14 protein-coding genes and 1 tRNA gene are annotated in these 15,465 nt (G+C 67.9%); 5 read left to right on the forward strand and 10 right to left on the reverse strand.

The window, feature by feature from the left end:
- From VMV28_04145 to VMV28_04190, 10 genes are all read right to left on the reverse strand, one after another.
- A complete protein-coding gene (locus VMV28_04145; protein HUZ79791.1) occupies window positions 1-1,239 on the reverse strand; it encodes a serine hydroxymethyltransferase in 1,239 nt (412 codons plus the stop codon).
- A complete protein-coding gene (locus tag VMV28_04150) occupies window positions 1,236-1,811 on the reverse strand; it encodes an exosome complex RNA-binding protein Csl4 (GenBank protein HUZ79792.1) in 576 nt (191 codons plus the stop codon). Before VMV28_04150 ends, VMV28_04145 begins: the two co-directional genes overlap by 4 nt.
- Window positions 1,808-2,419 (reverse strand): METTL5 family protein, encoded by a 612-nt coding sequence (locus VMV28_04155; protein ID HUZ79793.1) that lies wholly within the window; start codon window positions 2,417-2,419, stop codon window positions 1,808-1,810. The genes VMV28_04150 and VMV28_04155 overlap by 4 nt, the downstream gene beginning before the upstream one ends.
- A 35-nt stretch (window positions 2,420-2,454) precedes the next feature.
- Window positions 2,455-2,581, reverse strand: a tRNA-Leu gene (locus VMV28_04160).
- A 4-nt stretch (window positions 2,582-2,585) separates the two neighbouring features.
- A complete protein-coding gene (locus tag VMV28_04165) occupies window positions 2,586-2,882 on the reverse strand; it encodes a PRC-barrel domain-containing protein (protein HUZ79794.1) in 297 nt (98 codons plus the stop codon).
- Window positions 2,883-2,920: 38 nt separating this feature from the next.
- A complete protein-coding gene (locus tag VMV28_04170) occupies window positions 2,921-4,720 on the reverse strand; it encodes an ATP-dependent DNA ligase (protein HUZ79795.1) in 1,800 nt (599 codons plus the stop codon).
- A complete protein-coding gene (gene rpe / locus VMV28_04175; protein ID HUZ79796.1) occupies window positions 4,707-5,402 on the reverse strand; it encodes a ribulose-phosphate 3-epimerase in 696 nt (231 codons plus the stop codon). Before rpe ends, VMV28_04170 begins: the two co-directional genes overlap by 14 nt.
- Before the next feature lie 80 nt (window positions 5,403-5,482).
- The gene (gene pth2, locus VMV28_04180) at window positions 5,483-5,866 is read right to left on the reverse strand and encodes an aminoacyl-tRNA hydrolase (GenBank protein ID HUZ79797.1); all 384 of its coding nucleotides are present in this window, start codon (window positions 5,864-5,866) and stop codon (window positions 5,483-5,485) included.
- A complete protein-coding gene (locus VMV28_04185) occupies window positions 5,856-6,392 on the reverse strand; it encodes a DUF1616 domain-containing protein (protein ID HUZ79798.1) in 537 nt (178 codons plus the stop codon). Before VMV28_04185 ends, pth2 begins: the two co-directional genes overlap by 11 nt.
- Before the next feature lie 91 nt (window positions 6,393-6,483).
- Complete coding sequence (locus VMV28_04190) at window positions 6,484-7,902, reverse strand: signal recognition particle receptor subunit alpha (protein ID HUZ79799.1); 1,419 nt, start codon at window positions 7,900-7,902, stop codon at window positions 6,484-6,486.
- Window positions 7,903-8,054: 152 nt separating this feature from the next.
- On the opposite strand from VMV28_04190, the gene VMV28_04195 reads away from it, so the two are divergent.
- From VMV28_04195 to VMV28_04215, 5 genes are all read left to right on the forward strand, one after another.
- Entirely contained in the window at window positions 8,055-9,527 is a 1,473-nt protein-coding gene (locus tag VMV28_04195; protein HUZ79800.1) for an FAD-dependent oxidoreductase, read from the forward strand.
- 85 nt (window positions 9,528-9,612) lie between these two features.
- Window positions 9,613-11,109, forward strand: coding sequence for a phenylalanine--tRNA ligase subunit alpha (locus VMV28_04200; protein ID HUZ79801.1), 1,497 nt, complete (start codon window positions 9,613-9,615; stop codon window positions 11,107-11,109).
- A gap of 1 nt (window position 11,110) precedes the next feature.
- The gene (locus tag VMV28_04205; protein ID HUZ79802.1) at window positions 11,111-12,904 is read left to right on the forward strand and encodes a hypothetical protein; all 1,794 of its coding nucleotides are present in this window, start codon (window positions 11,111-11,113) and stop codon (window positions 12,902-12,904) included.
- A gap of 185 nt (window positions 12,905-13,089) precedes the next feature.
- Complete coding sequence (locus VMV28_04210; GenBank protein ID HUZ79803.1) at window positions 13,090-14,337, forward strand: ABC transporter permease; 1,248 nt, start codon at window positions 13,090-13,092, stop codon at window positions 14,335-14,337.
- Between the two features lie 6 nt (window positions 14,338-14,343).
- Window positions 14,344-15,459, forward strand: a complete 1,116-nt coding sequence (locus VMV28_04215) for an ABC transporter permease (protein HUZ79804.1) — start codon at window positions 14,344-14,346, stop codon at window positions 15,457-15,459.
- Window positions 15,460-15,465 lie beyond the last annotated feature (6 nt).

Here is a 15,465-nt window from a genome sequence, read left to right on the forward strand (position 1 = left end):
CTACGCGAACCGAAGTTCGCGGTAGGTGCGTCGCCAGGCGAGGACCTCCGGGGCGATCCTCTCCTTGCGGATTCCGCCCCGGACGAAGAGCTCCGCGAGCCGCGGCATCTCCTCCGGAGTCAGCCCGAGGCGAGTCGCTTCCGCGGTGCCGATGCGACCGACGAGATCGATGAGGAGCCGCTGGCGCTCGAGGCGTCGCGCGAGGGCCGCGGGGCCGAGGCCGTGCGCCGCGCGCAGGCGGTCCGGATCGATGTGCAGTTGGTGGGAGCGCGAGAACCCTTGCGCCTCGGCGATGATCGGGATGCCTCGTTCCGAGAGCGCCCCGCCGAGCGCTTGGCTGTTGCGGACGATCGTCCGTGCGTACTCCGGTCCGACCCGCTCCATCTCGAGGAGCGTCTGCGTCACCCCGGCGATGCGGTTCCAGTGGGCGTTGTCGAAGATCCGCCAGACGAGGGCCGGATCCATCTGGCGGAACAGATCCTCCCGATCGGTGACGAGGATCCCGCCCTGCGGTCCGGGGAAGGACTTGTGCGTGCTTCCGAACAGTACGTCCGCTCCTTCTCGTAGCGGGTCCTGGAACTCTCCTCCGGCGACGAGGCCGAGCACGTGGGAAGCGTCGTAGAAGACGAGGGCGTTGCGCGCATGCGCCGCTTCGGCGATCTCGCGCAACGGGTACGGGAAGAGGAAGAAGCTCTGGCCGAGGATCACCGCATCGGGTCGCTCGCGTTCGATCGTTTCGACGGCGAGCGCGGCGTCGACCGTGAACCCGGGCCCCGACGCGGGCAGCGGCCGGACCGTGTAGCCGAAGAGCGCGGGGATGTACCCGGGAGCGTAGCCGTCGTAGCCGCCTTCCTTCGGTTCGATCGCGAGGATGCGGGATTTCGCAGGGAGCAGCGGGACGAGCGCGGAAAGGGCCGCGATGTGGCCGGACAGCGGACGGACGGTCGCGTAGCGGCCGTGAAACAGGCGGGCGGCCGAGGCGTTCCCGAGCTGCTCGATCTCGTCCGTGTACCGGGTCCCCGTGTACGAGTTGTCGATCCGCTCCCCGTGCCACTCGGTCTCCAGCGGGAGGGTGTACCGGCCGGCGAGATCGCTCGAGAGGTACTTGCGTGCGGTGGGCGAGACGGCGTTCTCGCTCGGCAACAGGTTCAGGACGTCGCGGCCCCGCCAGCGATCATGGGTGCGGACGAGCCGAGCGAGCGTGCGCTCGTTCTCGCTGGGCCCGGGGAGCGCGTTCACGAAGGGAGGACCGAGGGACGAGGCCCTTGGGCGAGCTTGCGCTGCTCGCGGTTGCCGCAGCGCGGACAGTTCAGATCCTTGTCGCCGATGATCATGAGCCCATGGCAGACCTGGCAGCGCGCCGAGATGACCCCGAGGGTCGACGGGGCGGTCGTGAGCTTGATCGAGGGGTGCGCCTGGAGGACCTTCGCGACGAGGATGTCCCCGACCGCGAGCTCGGTCGTCAGCGACTCCGTGTAGCCGTCCTTGACCTTGGAGATGTGCACGGTGCCCTCCGGCTCTCCGGGGATCCCGCGCCGGCTCTCGGTCGTCGAGAGGATCGTGCAGATCGCCATGGCGCTCTTCAACTCATCCACACGCGCGTAGACGACATCCCCTTCGGAGAGCGTCGGCACCGAGTTGGTTCCGGCCACGCGGACGGTCCGGTCCGTCGGATCGATCGTGGGAATCCCCACGAGGCTGGAGAAGATGCGTCCCCCGTGCTCGTAGGTTCCCGGACCGGGAACGAACTCCTCCGCGGCGCCGATGTACTCTCCGGGGACGACGAACTTGGGCACTTCGCTGGGCGTCATGGTTGGTTTTCCGTTCGGATCACCCAGAGGTCGACCGGGATTGGGACCCGGGCGCGGCGATGGTGCGGGAACATCCGAACGAGTTCCCACGGGACCGGTCGCACCGACTCGACGTAGGCGTTCGCTACGAGCGCTCGGCGTGCTATAAAGGTTCGGGAGTCGGCGAGCGCGAAGGAGTAGATCGCGCGACCGGCCAGCGCGAACGCGCGGTCCCAGAAGGGCCGGTCGGCTCCGCGTCGTTGGGCACCGAACGGCGGGTTCATCAGGATCGTGTCGGCGTTCGAGTCCCACGCGCCGACCGCGGATTCCACGAAGCGGACCCGGACTCCGAGCCGCGTCGCTTCCTCGCGGGCTCGCGCGAGCGCCGAGGCGTCGATGTCGATTCCGACGACGCTCTTCGCTCCGAGCAGCGCGGCTCCGATCGCCAGGACCCCCGTGCCCGTCCCCAGGTCGAGGACGGTGCGATCCTCCAGATCTCCCGCCGAGAGCGCACTCTCGAGCAGCGTGGCCGCGGCCTCGGGAGGGGTGATGACCTGTTCGAGGTCCGCGCGGGGGCTCTCGAAGGGCCGGATCGACGAGAGGCGCGCGACGAGCGTGGCATGCCGCATGGTACCGTCAGAGCTCCCGACCGCTTGAACCACGATGCGGGGAGCCGGATTTGAACCGGCGAACGCCTTCGCGGCAGGATCTCTTCGGACGGTTCGCGAGGAGAATCCGCGCGTACCTTCCGTTTAAGTCCTGCGCCGTTGCCCGGGCTTGGCTATCCCCGCTCCGTTAGCGGGTGTCGGCCGAGGCGTCGGCATCGTCCTCATTGGCGGGGGCGCCCTTCTTCAGCGAGACCCGCTTCGGGAAGAACTTGAGGAGGATGACGTCGTTGACGGCCGAGACCCAACGGTACGGCACGTTGATGGGACGAGAGTCCTCCACTAACATCGGGCTCGACTCTACGACGTAGAGCCCATCGAGCTTGGACTCCTCCACGGAAACGACGAGGTTGTCCACCTCGCCGACGAGGCGTCCGTCCGGCGAGTAGATCTGGCGACCCAACAGTTCGGTCATCTCGACGAGCATGTCCCTGTCCTACAGGGGTCGGACGGCGGGAGCCCTTCTTATGCCTTTGGGCGGAGGCGAACGCCGTGCCCGCCGTGGGGAGTGCCGTGGCTCTGGGACTCGTACAGTTCGAGGAGCTCGTCGGTCGTCGTGGCATCGGTCGGACCTTTGTCGTCCCGGTAGCGCCCCGTGAAACGCGGGAAGCGCAGCGCGAGGCCCGCCTCCGGCTTGACCCGGCCGATCCCCGCGCGGTGGATCGGGCTGAGCGTCAGTTCCGCACCCCGGACCTCGAGCACGAGCGCCGGCCGGAACCAGGCGTCCGCGTTCAGCCCCGTGTCGACGTTCGCCGGCCGCTCGCTGACCGCGTGAGGATGCAACCGACGCGGCATCTCCTCCAACGCCTGGTCGTCGAAGCCGCTCCCCACCTTGCAGAACGATTCGTACCGATCCTTGCGGGAGTTGTAGACGGCGAGGAGGAACGCCCCGAAGCGGCCTCCGCGGCGGCCGCGACCGGAGAACGCGCCGACGATGACCCCATCGATAGAATCGGCGAGTCCGGTGACGTACTCGCGCTTGTACTTGATCCACCAGTACCCTCGGGCCCCGGCCTGGTAGGAGCTCCCTTCCTGGAGGGACTTCGCCATCACTCCCTCGGCGCCCCCGGCGACGGCCTCGTCGAAGAATCGGGTCGCCGCGTCCACCGAGGCAACGACCCGGCTCTCCGCGAGGCGGATGCGCTCGTTGGGGACGAGGAGCGCTTCGAGGCGTTTTCGACGTTCGGGGTACGGCCGTTCGTACACCGCCTCCCCCGCGTCGAGGAGGACGTCGAAGACGAACAGCGCCACCGGGGTCTCCTCTTGGGCCCGTTCGAGGTCCCGCTTACGCCCACGACGGTGGGAAACTTCCTGGAAGGGCCGTAGCTCGTCAGTGATCGGGTCCACCGGGACGCACTCCCCTTCGACGATGGCGGGGCGGTGGGGGATCGCGCTCCCCAGAGCCCCGATGAGATCGGGGAACTGAGGCCCGATCTCTTCTAGACGGCGCGAAAAGAGCCGCACCGAGCCGTCGCGCGCGATGTGGGCCTGGACGCGGAGCCCATCGTACTTGTACTCGAGAGCCGCGCGTCCGCCCATCCTCAGGAGAATGTCGGAGAGACTGTTCGAGCGCTCGGCGAGCATCGAGCGGACGGGGCGACCCACGGTGAGACCGAGTCGCGCGAGCGCCGGGACCCCTCCGGCGGCGAGCCGCTCCGCGATCAGGCCAAGATCGCTCGTCATGTTGAACGCCGCCTCGATCTCGTGCCGAGCGTGCTTGTCCCCGGGCGCGAAGTGCTCGGCGAGCGCGTCGAGGATCGTCATCTCGCGCACCCCGACGCGCAGCGTTCCGAGAACGAAACGCAGGAGGTACTTTCCCTCGAGCGGGGTCGCTCGGCGCAGCAGTGTCTCGAGGATCGCGATCTTCGCTTCTTGAGAACCGGCGCCGCTCGCGTGGGCGACCTCGAGCAGGCGCGCGTAGACCTCGGGGACCTCGAGAGCTTTCGATTCCTCTCGGCGGGGTGGGGGCGCGAGCACCTCGGCGGCCGTGGTACCGAGATCCCCCGAGGCACGGGCCTGCCGCGCGAGCCGCTCCTCCTCCTCCCCCGTCGCCCGGGCGAGCGCCTTGAGAGCGAGCGAACCGGCGACCCCGAGCTCGACGCCCTCGTACTCGGGCCGCAGAAGCCCTTGGGAGAGATAGAGCACGATTCCGAGCTCCTCGCCCTTCACGGCACCGATCAGCTCGACGAGGATCGAGCGCATCTCGAGCCGCTTCGTCGTCGCTTCGAGCGCCTCGTAGGCCCGCGCGAGCTCAGCGTACTTCACGCCGGGCTCCTTCCTCGACCGAGGCGCGCAGGCTTCGGATATTGTCGTCCACGCTCCCCCCGGCGAACACGGAGTTGCCGCACACGAAGAAGGTCGCTCCGGCTTGCGCCGCCGGGATCGCTGTCGAGGGGGTAATGCCGCCGTCCACGGAGAGATCGGCCGAGGATCCGATGCGGTCGAGCCGCTCCCGTGCGGACCGGATCTTGGGGACGGTCTCGGGAATGAACTTCTGACCGGAGAACCCGGGATGAACGCCCATCACGAGCACCTGATCGAGCTTTTCGATCCAGCGATCCACGGCCCCGATCGGAGTGTCGGGACGCAGGGCCGCCCCGACCGTCGCACCGAGCCGGTGCCCTTCGCGGATCACCTCGGCCGGATCGGAGCGGGACTCGAGGTGGAAGACCAGCGAGTCGCCCCCGGCCTTCCGAAACGCATCGAGATAGCGGAGCGGGTCGTCGATCATGAGATGGATATCGAGCGGCAGACGAGTGCGCTCTCGCACCGCGCGCACGAGCGCGGGGCCGAAGGAGATGTTCGGGACGAAATGGCCGTCCATCACGTCCAGGTGAAAGGCGTCGGCGCCTCCCTTCTCGGCCGCCCGGACTGCTTCGCCGAGCGCGCCGAAGTCCGCGCTCAGCAGGGATGGGGCGAGGCGAAGTTTCCGAGGGTGAGCCTCCACATGCGCGCCATGGCCCGGGGCGTATATGTCTCCGCCCGCTCCGAGCGGCCGGCACGAGCGTGGGACACGCCGGAGGGAGTTCACAAGAGCGGTAGCGAGCCCGTGATGGGGTCGAGCTCGGAGGCGAGCGCCGGACCCAGCCCGAGGCACGTACGGGTCCCCGGCGCGACCTCGGTAAACCCAGCGTCTTCGACCCAGACTGCCCCGATCCCCCGCGCGCGCGCCCGACGCTCGATGTCGACCATCTCGTCGAGCGTGCTCACGACGAGCGCGATCTTCTTCTGGCCCTGGGCGAGCCACTCCGCCATGCCTTCCTCATCCCGCCGGCGCGCCTGTTCCACCAGCATCACGGCGGCGTGGGCCGCCTGAACCGCGGCCTTGCCCGCCGAGAGCCGAAGCTCCCCGCGAAGGACGAGGGCCATCTTCCGCTCGCCGCGCTCGGCGCCGCGCGGATTACGCGGCATATTCGGCCTCGCGTCGGCGTTGCAGCTCGGTTCGACGCGCCCGGACCGCACCGAGTTGGCTCTCCAGGTCCGCCTGTTGCTCGGTCGTGCCGACGCGATCGAGCTCGCGGTGCAGCCGCTTCTCCTCGCGATCGAGCCGGGTCAGTTCGCGGGCGAGCTCGAAAGGCCCATCCTCGCCGGGGGCGAGTGCGGGGGTCCGTACGGGAGGGGTCGCTCGGTAAGCTCCTCGAACCGCTCCTACCCCGAGGGCGATGATCGCGATCACGAAGAGGACCGCTTCGAGAACCGGGTCCGACCACGCCGCTTGGAACCCCTGGGGTCCCCCCACGAGGAGCGCGTAGCCCACGAGCACGGTGAGCGCCACGCTCAGGACGAAGGATAGGGTGCCGATCTCGATCGCACGCACCAGCGCGTCCTCGCCCCGCACGCGCCACTCCGGGAACGTCGCCTTGGTCACAAAGTACCCCGGAACGAAGAACAAGAGGAGGATCCCGACGACGATCTCGAGGCCCGTCCAGTCCGACATCGCGTGCGCGGCTCCGCGACCTCACGTCCGTTCGGCGCTTGAGGGTTTCACCGCATGACCCGGCCGGCGGGGGCTGACGGGCCGCGCGCGATCACGAGGGCGGAGGCGCCCCGCCTTGGGACATCTGCCGTTCGATCTGGCGGCGCAAGCGTCGGTTCGAAGTGATGCCGTGGGCGGCCTTCTTCGTCGTTTCGTAGTACTTGAGGAGCGCTCGGACCTCCGGCGGCTTGTTCCCGCTGCCGCGGGCGATGCGGTGGGCCCGTTCGGACTTGATGATGTTCGCGTCGTCGAGCTCGGCGGAGGTCATCGAATCGAGCATCGTGCGGAACTTCCGCAACTGGACCTGGGTCTCGTTGAGCTTCGAATCATCGATCTTGGCCGGGCCGAGGCCCGGAAAGAAGGACATGAGCTTGGAGAGCGAGCCCATCTGCCCCAGGGAGTCGAGTTGCGTGCGGAGGTCGCGCAGGGTGAAGCGGCCGGAGATGAGATGCTCGCTCGCCTTCTGCGCCTCCTCTTTTCCGCGGAGGTCCTCGAATCGTTCGAGGAGCGTCTGCAGGTCACCCATGCCCAGCAATCGGGAGACGAACCGGGTCGGGTCGAACCGCTCGAGCTCGTCCAGGTGCTCACCGGTTCCGATGAACAGGATCGGGGCTCCGCTCGCCGCGACGGCGGAGAGCGCCCCTCCGCCCTTGGCGGAGCCATCGAGCTTGGTGAGGATCACTCCCGTGAGTCCCACCGCTTCCTGGAACGCCTTCGCGCTCCGGCCGGCGCTCTGCCCCATCGCGGCGTCCAGTACTAAGATCGTCTCATCCGGTTTCACGACATCGTGGATCTGCCGCAGTTCGGCGATCAACTCCGCGTCGATCCCACTGCGCCCGGCCGTGTCCACGATGATCGCGAAGTGCGGTGGGAACGCGGCGAGTCCCTCCCGGACGATCACCTCGGCGCGGCGCTCGGCGCGGTTCGCATAGAACTCGCACCCGACCTTCTGGGCGAGCTGTTGGAGTTGGTCGATTGCGGCGGGGCGATGGACATCCGCGGCGATCAGCCCGACCCGGACTCCCTTCTTCTGGTACTGCCGGGCGAGCTTGGCGGCCGTGGTCGTCTTGCCCTGTCCGAAAAGCCCCGCGAGGAGGATCCGCCGGGGCCGGAACTCGAAGGGCCGATCCTTGCCTAGGATGCCGCGGATCTCCTCGTAGATGATGCGGATGAGGAAGTCGCGTAGGCTCGAACCGGCGGGGGGCTTGTCCTCCTTCGCGCGGCGCTTGACCCGGTCGGTGAGCTGGAGGGTCAACTCCACGTTGACGTCCGCTTGCAGGAGTGCGCGCTGGATGTCCCGGACGACCTCGGCGAGGAGCGCGTCGTCGACGGCCGAACCGCGGGCGATCTTCTGGAGCACCGCGCGAAGCGATTTGCCCAGCGAGTCCAGCACCATACCTCCCCCGGAGGCGACCTCGACGGGCCGCTCGAGTTCGGCTACGCAGCCGCCCTCCTTACCCTTTCGTGGCACGAGAAACCGCCCGTCCCGGGAGAGGTACGCGCCTTCCGACGTCCGAGACGACCGCTCGCGTGCGCCGACGAATCGGCCCGAGCCGCGAACTGGCGCTCCTCGCCCTGCCAGCAAGATTCTTAACGTCACGACGGAAGGTAGGGACGTAGACCATGAACGCCGATCCCGTAACTCCGGCGGCGGCCGCGCCGGCGAAGGTCACGCCACCGAAGCTCAACCCGGTCCGCGTCACGATCGCGGAGGAATCGATGCCGACGCGAGCGGAGGATTTCCGCGAGGTTCTCCACGCCTACTCGAAGGAGGACGCTATCCTGGAGGCCAAGCGATGCATCCAGTGCCGGCGCCCCTGGTGCGTCGAGGCGTGCCCCATCACGCAAGATTGCCGGCAGTACATCACGCTCATCGCGGACAGAGATTTTGATGGCGCCAAGCGAGTGACGATTCAGGACAATCCACTCGCCACCTCTCTGTGCAAGGTCTGCTACCACTACTGTGAGGACTCCTGCGTGGTCAAGAAGAAAGGCGTGCCGATCGCCATCCGTCACCTGAAGCGCGCCGCGCTCGACTACGGAGCGGGCGACCTCGCCTACGTTGCATCGAAGCCACGGAACCAGCGGGTCGCGGTGATCGGCGCGGGCCCGGCCGGCATGATGATGGCTTGGGAGCTCGGCATCCGCGGCTACTCCATCACCGTCTTCGAGCAGGAGCAGCGGCTCGGGGGCCTGATGCAAACCATCCCCGCCTACCGGATGACGGACGCCGACGTCCAGGTCGACAAGGCGCGCTACCGCCACCTCGACGTGACCTGGGTGGACGGCACGAAGGTGGGGCGGGCGTTCCCGGTCGCGCAGCTCCTCACGGACGGATACCAAGCCGTGTTCGTCTCGATCGGCACCTCCCGGCACCGCGTGCTCGGGATCCCCGGCGAGGACCTCCCCGGGGTCCAGCCGGCGCTTGAGCTCCTCAAGCGGATGAACCGCGGGGAGAGCGTCTCCGTCGGCAAGAGGATCGTCGTGGTCGGAGGCGGAGACGTGGCGATGGACTCGGTCCGCAGCGCGCTGCGCCTCTCGGAGGGCGGTGACGTCACGCTCGTCTATCGACGGGGCCGCTCGGAGATGCCCGCGGACCCGGAAGAGGTTCACGGCGCCGAGCAGGAGGGGATCCACTTCCAATTCCTGAAGGCCCCCCTCAAGATGGTCGGAGACGGACACGTCGAAGGTCTGGTCGTCCAAACGATGGAGCTCGGTCCCCCGGACGCCGGGGGTCGGCGAAGCCCGATCCCGGTTGCCGGCTCGGAAGAGACGATCCCCTGCGACACCGTCATCGTCGCGGTCGGCCAGAAGGCGGACCTCGAAGGGTTCGACGGCGGCCTCGATCTCCAGCTGACCAGTCAGGGATGGCCCGAGGGCAAGGGTCCCGGTTTCCAGACGGGGGTGCCGGGGATATTCGCGGCCGGCGGACGCTCGGTCGTCTATGCGATGGGCGCCGCGACTGAGGCCGCGATCGCGATCGACGCGTATCTCTGCGCGAAACGCGGGGAAGCCCCCACGGCCCGGCCCGACCCGCTGGGCGGAGAGACGCCGTTCGTGCTGCCGGCCGGATACACGAAGCCGATCCGAGTGTAGGTCGCCCTCCCGGCGCCGGCTCACGCGCCAGGTTTCGCGGAAAGACTTAACGCGCCGGCCGAATGGGCCAACCGTGACGACCGCGATGAGCGAGGACCCGGACGGATCGACTCCGACGGATCTCTCGGATCCCGAGCGCGCGGTCCTTCTGCGCCTGCGCGAGTGCGAGAATCCCTCGACCGAGGAGGAGATCGCGGAGAAGCTCGCGACACCGATCGAGTCGGTCCGGGGGAGCCTGCAGCGGCTGCGCTCGAAGCACCTCGCGCTCGTCGAGGAGGAGCACCGGGCCCATCGCCGGCTCACTCCTCGCGGTCGCGCGACGCTCGACGTGGGCCTTCCGGAGCGTCGACTGCTCGACCTGCTCGCCGCCGGTACGCCCTTGACGGAAGGAGATCTTCAGCCGGAAGAGCGATCGGCCGCGATCGGCGTGCTCCGACGCCGCGGGTATCTCGCGGATGGGGCGCCGTTCCGGCTTCGGCCCGGGGCCCCTCCGCGCGAGACCGCGTTGCCGGAAGAGGCGACGCTCCGAGCCGTGGCCGACGAATCCGAATCCGTCGATCCCGAGGTCTTCTCCCGACTCGAACGCCGCGGTCTCGTCCGGGTCGAGCACGCCTCGTTCAAGCGCTGGTCCCCTTCCAAAGAGGGCCGGCGGATCTCGCTCGAAGGCGCGGAGACCGACCGGATCGGCGCCCTAACCTCGGAGATGATGCGCGCCCGCAACTGGGAGGGACGAGTGTTCCGCCCCTACGACGTTCGCGCGCCGGTGTCGTATCTCACGGGTCCCCGGCCCCACCCGTACGTCGCGTGGCTAGAGGAGTTCGAAGATGTTCTGATCGGTCTCGGCTTTCAACAGGCCGAAGGGCCGCTCATCGAGACCGAGTTCTGGAATTCCGATCTGTTGTTCATGCCCCAAGACCATCCGGCACGGTCCATCCACGACGTGCTGTACCTCGAACAGCTCGAGGGCAAGCCGCCTCCCGCGCGCCTGGCGGCACGCGTGGCCGCGGTCCACGAGGGCCGTGCGCTACCCGGAGAGCGACGCGCCATCGGCCCGGGGTGGGGAGGAGCGTACGATCCCCGCATCGCGTCGCACCCCGTACTCCGATCCCAGACGACGGCCGTCAGCGGCCGCTTCCTGGCCGCGAACCCGAAGCCTCCCTTCCGGATGTTCTCGATCGACCGGAACTTCCGGTTCGAAGCCCTCGACGCCCGACATCACATCGAGTTCACGCAGTGCGAAGGCATCCTCGGCGAGGAGGGCATCAGCATCCGCCATCTCGTCGGGATCTTCCAAGCGTGTGCGGAGGCGATCGGCATCCGCGAGATGAAAATCCGCCCGAGCTACTTCCCCTTCACCGAACCGTCGATCGAGGGGTACGTTCGGCACCCCCGGCTCGGGTGGCTCGAGATCTTCCCGGGCGGGATGTTCCGCCCCGAGGTGCTCGGGCCGCTCGGGATCGATGTCCCCGTCGCGGCCTGGGGGATCGGGATCGCCCGCCTCGCCATGGTCGCCCTCGGCCTCAACGACGTGCGCGAGCTGTTCGACGACGACCTTCGGCGCCTCGAAGGGGGAGCGACGTAGCATGCCGCGAAGCACGCTCTCCCGCTCGCGCATCGTCGAGCTGTTGCCCCGAAAGCCCACGGAGGCGGAGCTCGAGGAGATCCTGTTCCGCTCCAAGGCCGAGATCGAGTCCCGGGACGGCGACGCCCTCACGGTCTCGGTCACGCCCGACCGTCTCGACCTCCTCTCGGAAGGTGGCCTGGCCCTCCACGTCGCCGGAGCCACGGGCGCGGCAGCCGGCCTCCCGCCTCTATCCATCGCTCGTCGCTCCCCCGCGTTGCGGATCGAGGTGGATGGATCGGTGCGCAGGTTGCGTCCGTGGATCGCGGGCGTGCTCGTCACCGCTCCGGCCACGTCCGGGCTGGACGCCGGTACCCTGGCCGAGGCGATCCGCTTCCAGGAGGTCCTCCACGCGAGCGTCGGACGAGATCGAGCGGCCGCCAGCCTCGGGATCTACCCCGCCGACGGAATCTCCGGCCCGATCCGCTACGCCATGGAACCGATTTCCCAGGTGTCGTTTGTACCGCTCGACGGAGAATCCCCGGTGGACGCGGCGACGTTCTTCCGGAGCCATCCTCTGGCGGCCCGCTACGGCGCCTTCGGGCGCGACGGCGATCGCTGCCTGACGATGCGCGATGCGAACGGAACGATCCTGAGCCTCCCGCCCGTCCTCAATGCGCGGGGTGCCGGGGAGGCCCGCGCCGGGGATCGGACGCTGCTGTTGGAAGCCACGGGAACGCGCGCGCGGAGCGTCCAGGAGAGCCTGAGCCTCTTGCTGCTCGTGTTCGCGGCGCGCGGGTTCGCGGTTTCCGCCGTTGCCACACGCGGGCCAGGAACGTATCGGCTCGACGGCCGCACGATCTACCACCCGCGCGCCCTCTCTCTGCCTCGAGACCTCCTCGATGCGGTCCTCGGGACCCCGTTGCCCGCCCGAGACGTCGTTCGTTTCGCGGGGCAGGCCCGCATGAGCGCCCGGGCAGCGCCGGGAGGCTGGCGGGTCCAGGCGGCGCCGTGGAGGTCCGATCTCCTCGGGCCGATCGACGCGGTCGAAGAGGTCGTGCTCGCGCGGGGGGTCGGCCCCGCGGACGCCTTGGTGCCCCCGAGCCGAACGCTCGGCGGCCGTCGCCCGGAGGTCCACTTCCGCAGAAAGTTCCTGCCTCTGTTGCTCGGCCTTGGGTACCAGCCCCTATACCATCCTGTACTCACCTCCCGCTCCTCCATCGACCGGCTCCCAGGGCTCCACGCGATCCGACTCTCGAACGCGCCCTCCGCGGAATTCGGATCGCTTCGGCCGAGCCTCTTGGTCTCGCTCCTCCAGGCATTGGGAGCGAACGTACGGTACGGCTACCCGCAGCGGATCTGCGAGCTGGGCCCCGTTCTCGAGCCGGACGCCAGAGCCGAAGCCGGCGCCCGCACGGCCTACCACGTAGCGGCCGTCCTCGCCGCCGACGGCGCCGGGTTCGCCACGGCTGCCGCCCTCGGGGAGTATCTGCTGCGATCGATCGACGTGGTGGGTGTCCGGGAGAGCGCCGAGCTCCCGGGAACCATCCCGGGCCGGGCCGCGGAGATCCACGTCGCCGGAGGCGTGGTCGCCCAGATGGGGGAACTCCACCCTCGCATACTGGAGGAGCTCCGGGTCGTCGTGCCGGCGGCGTGGATCGAACTCGATCTCACGGCCCTCTGGCCGCTGGTCGAGGCCCCGCGCACGGCCGGAAGCCGCTCGGTAGCGGCGGGCCCCGCCCCACGGAAGCCCGGGACCGGACGAACGAGTCCAAAGCGCGCTCCTCGTCGTCGGTCTCGCCCGCGAACCCGATAGTCGGGTGCGCGAGCCTCAAGGCGAGAGACGCCGGAGAGGCGGACGGTCGATAGGCGCGTGGGAAACCCAACTCTCAGTCGTTACTTGGAATCCGGAGTGCGCCGACGCGCTGAATTCTTCGAATACATAAATACCGGGACCGCTGTCGATGAGTTATCCCGTGGCACGGGATGGAGCGGACACCGATGCGGATGTGGGTGTACGTCGTGCGTCGCGTGGCCCTTCTCGTGCCGGTCATCATCGGGGTGATGACGATCACCTTCCTCCTCGTCACGGCCCTCGGTCCGCAGCAACAGTTGTATTCGGCGTTCGGGCCGCCCCCGATCCACGGGACGATCCATTCGTACAACCCGACGATCCCCTGCAGCGAGATCACGCCCGGCGCGAACGGGACCTGCGCCAACCCGCTCTGGAACGAGCTCGCGCCGAAGTTAGGACTCAACCAACCTATCTTCGTGCAATGGGGATTCTACATCTATCGTAGTTTCACCTTCCAATGGGGCCTCGTATCGAACTTTAGCGAAACGCAAGGGCCGCTCTCGGCGTTCATCCACGGTCAGTCGGTGTCCACGGTGCTCGCCCAGCTCCTCCCGTACACCCTCGAGCTCGCGATCTTCTCGCTCATCATCATCCTGGCCGTCGCCGTACCGTTAGGGAACCTTTCCGCCGTCTACCGGAATCGTCCGGTCGATCAGGCGTCTCGCGTCCTGTCGTTCTCGGGGTTCGCCTTACCAGCGTTCCTGTTAGCGACGCTCCTCGTCCTTGCCGTGGTCCTCGTCTTAGGGACCAGCACGCTCGTGCACACCCCCTGGTGCCCGGGAGGGGAGACGTCGTACTCCGAGATCACCGGCTCCTGGCCTACCCCATTGGGATGCGGGGCTCCCGGGGGTGGAGGACCCATCTCGAACTTCTACTACCCCACCTGGCTCACCTACGGGATCGTCAGTCATCCGACGGGCTTCCCGACGGTCGACGCGATGATCCACGGCAACTGGTGGCTGGCGTTCGACACGATCCTGCGGATGGTACTGCCCGCGATCGTGATCGCCTTCGGTTCGATCGCGATCCTCCTGCGGTTCGTGCGCAACAGCATGCTCGAAGTGATGAACCTCGACTTCGTGCGCACGGCCCGCGCGAAGGGGGTCCCCGAGTCGACGGTCGTCAAGCGTCACGCGGGACGCAACTCGCTCAACGTCACGATCACCGTCTTGGGCCTGACCTTCGCCTTCTTCATCGGGGGCTTTCCCATCATCGAGGACGTCTTCCAGCTCAACGGAGTCGGCTACATCCTCGCCTTGTCGGTGCTCCCGGGCCAGGAGGACTTCGCTCTCATCTTCGGCTCGACACTGCTGTTCACGTTCCTCGTCGTCGCGGCCAACATCATCGTCGACGTGCTGTACGCCTACCTGGACCCCCGGGTACGGCTGGGGTGAGGATCGATGGCGAGCGCTCCCCCTCCATCTCCCGTCTCCTCGGGCCGCCGGCCGAGCCCCCGCATCGCCCAGTACAAGCGGACGTGGTTTTTCCTGCGCCGCAACACGCTCGCGCTCGTCGGTCTCGGGATCCTGATCTTCCTGATCGCCATGGCCCTCTACGCGCTGACGCTGCCGATCCCCTGGAACCAGATGGACGGTTACTGCGGGGTCCACCTGCCCGGGTGCACCTACGTTTGCACCACCCCGCCCTCGCCTCCCGGGCCGAATTGCTATGCCGTGAACCAGAACTTCCCGTCGTTCATCCCCCCCACGCTTTCGACCGCCGGTGGGACCCTTACCGCGGGACAGTTACCGCTCGGTTCGTTATCGCAGACCCCGTACTCCCAAATCTACTACAATACGCTCAGCGGGATTCTTAGAGGGGCGGATTGGTCGCTCGTCATCGCCTTCTCGATCGTCGTGTCGGGGGCCCTGATCGGCCTGATGGTCGGAGCCATCGCCGGGTTCTGGGGAGGCGCGGTGGACGAGGCCCTGATGCGGCTCGTCGACATCTTCTTATCGATTCCCGTAATCTTATTCGTCATCATCACGGTCTCGGTCTTTTCTCAATTCACCATTCCCGGGTTGAGCCCCTTCAGCTCTCGGATGCTGTTACTGATTCTCGCGTTCATCGTGGTCTGGTGGCCGTTCTACGCGCGTATCGTCCGCGGCCAGGTTCTCGTGGTGCGGGAACAGAAGTATGTCGAAGCGGCCCGGGCGAGCGGAGCAAAGAAGGGCCGTATCGTCGCGCGCCACGTGATCCCGAACAGCGTGTACCCCGTCTTCATCCAGATGTCGCTGGACGTGGGGACGGTGCCGTTGCTCGTCGGTGCGCTCGCGTTCCTCGGCTTCAACCTCTTTGGTCTCTCCTCGAGCGAGGTCCTACCGGAGTGGGGCTCCCTGTCCGCGTTCTCGGTCAACCAGTTCGACGCGGTCTTCGGGGCCTGCTCGGTCGGGGTGTGCGTGCTCCCCTGGTGGCAGATCCTCTTCCCCGGCCTCATGCTCTTCCTATTCGCCATCAGCGTGAACTTCTTCGCCGACGGACTGCGCGACGCGCTCGACCCCAGGTTGCGGAGGTAGGAAGCG

This window comes from Thermoplasmata archaeon (assembly GCA_035532555.1).
GTDB lineage: Archaea > Thermoplasmatota > Thermoplasmata > Lutacidiplasmatales > UBA184 > Lutacidiplasma.

Coding starts and splice junctions, on each gene's coding strand:
- VMV28_04150 (HUZ79792.1), bottom strand. CDS start 1,811: ATGACGCCCAGCGAAGTGCCCAAGTTCGTCGTCCCCGGAGAGTACATC.
- VMV28_04155 (HUZ79793.1), bottom strand. CDS start 2,419: ATGCGGCATGCCACGCTCGTCGCGCGCCTCTCGTCGATCCGGCCCTTC.
- VMV28_04165 (HUZ79794.1), bottom strand. CDS start 2,882: ATGCTCGTCGAGATGACCGAACTGTTGGGTCGCCAGATCTACTCGCCG.
- pth2 (HUZ79797.1), bottom strand. CDS start 5,866: ATGCCGCGTAATCCGCGCGGCGCCGAGCGCGGCGAGCGGAAGATGGCC.
- VMV28_04185 (HUZ79798.1), bottom strand. CDS start 6,392: ATGTCGGACTGGACGGGCCTCGAGATCGTCGTCGGGATCCTCCTCTTG.
- VMV28_04195 (HUZ79800.1), top strand. CDS start 8,055: ATGAACGCCGATCCCGTAACTCCGGCGGCGGCCGCGCCGGCGAAGGTC.
- VMV28_04200 (HUZ79801.1), top strand. CDS start 9,613: ATGAGCGAGGACCCGGACGGATCGACTCCGACGGATCTCTCGGATCCC.
- VMV28_04205 (HUZ79802.1), top strand. CDS start 11,111: ATGCCGCGAAGCACGCTCTCCCGCTCGCGCATCGTCGAGCTGTTGCCC.
- VMV28_04210 (HUZ79803.1), top strand. CDS start 13,090: ATGCGGATGTGGGTGTACGTCGTGCGTCGCGTGGCCCTTCTCGTGCCG.
- VMV28_04215 (HUZ79804.1), top strand. CDS start 14,344: ATGGCGAGCGCTCCCCCTCCATCTCCCGTCTCCTCGGGCCGCCGGCCG.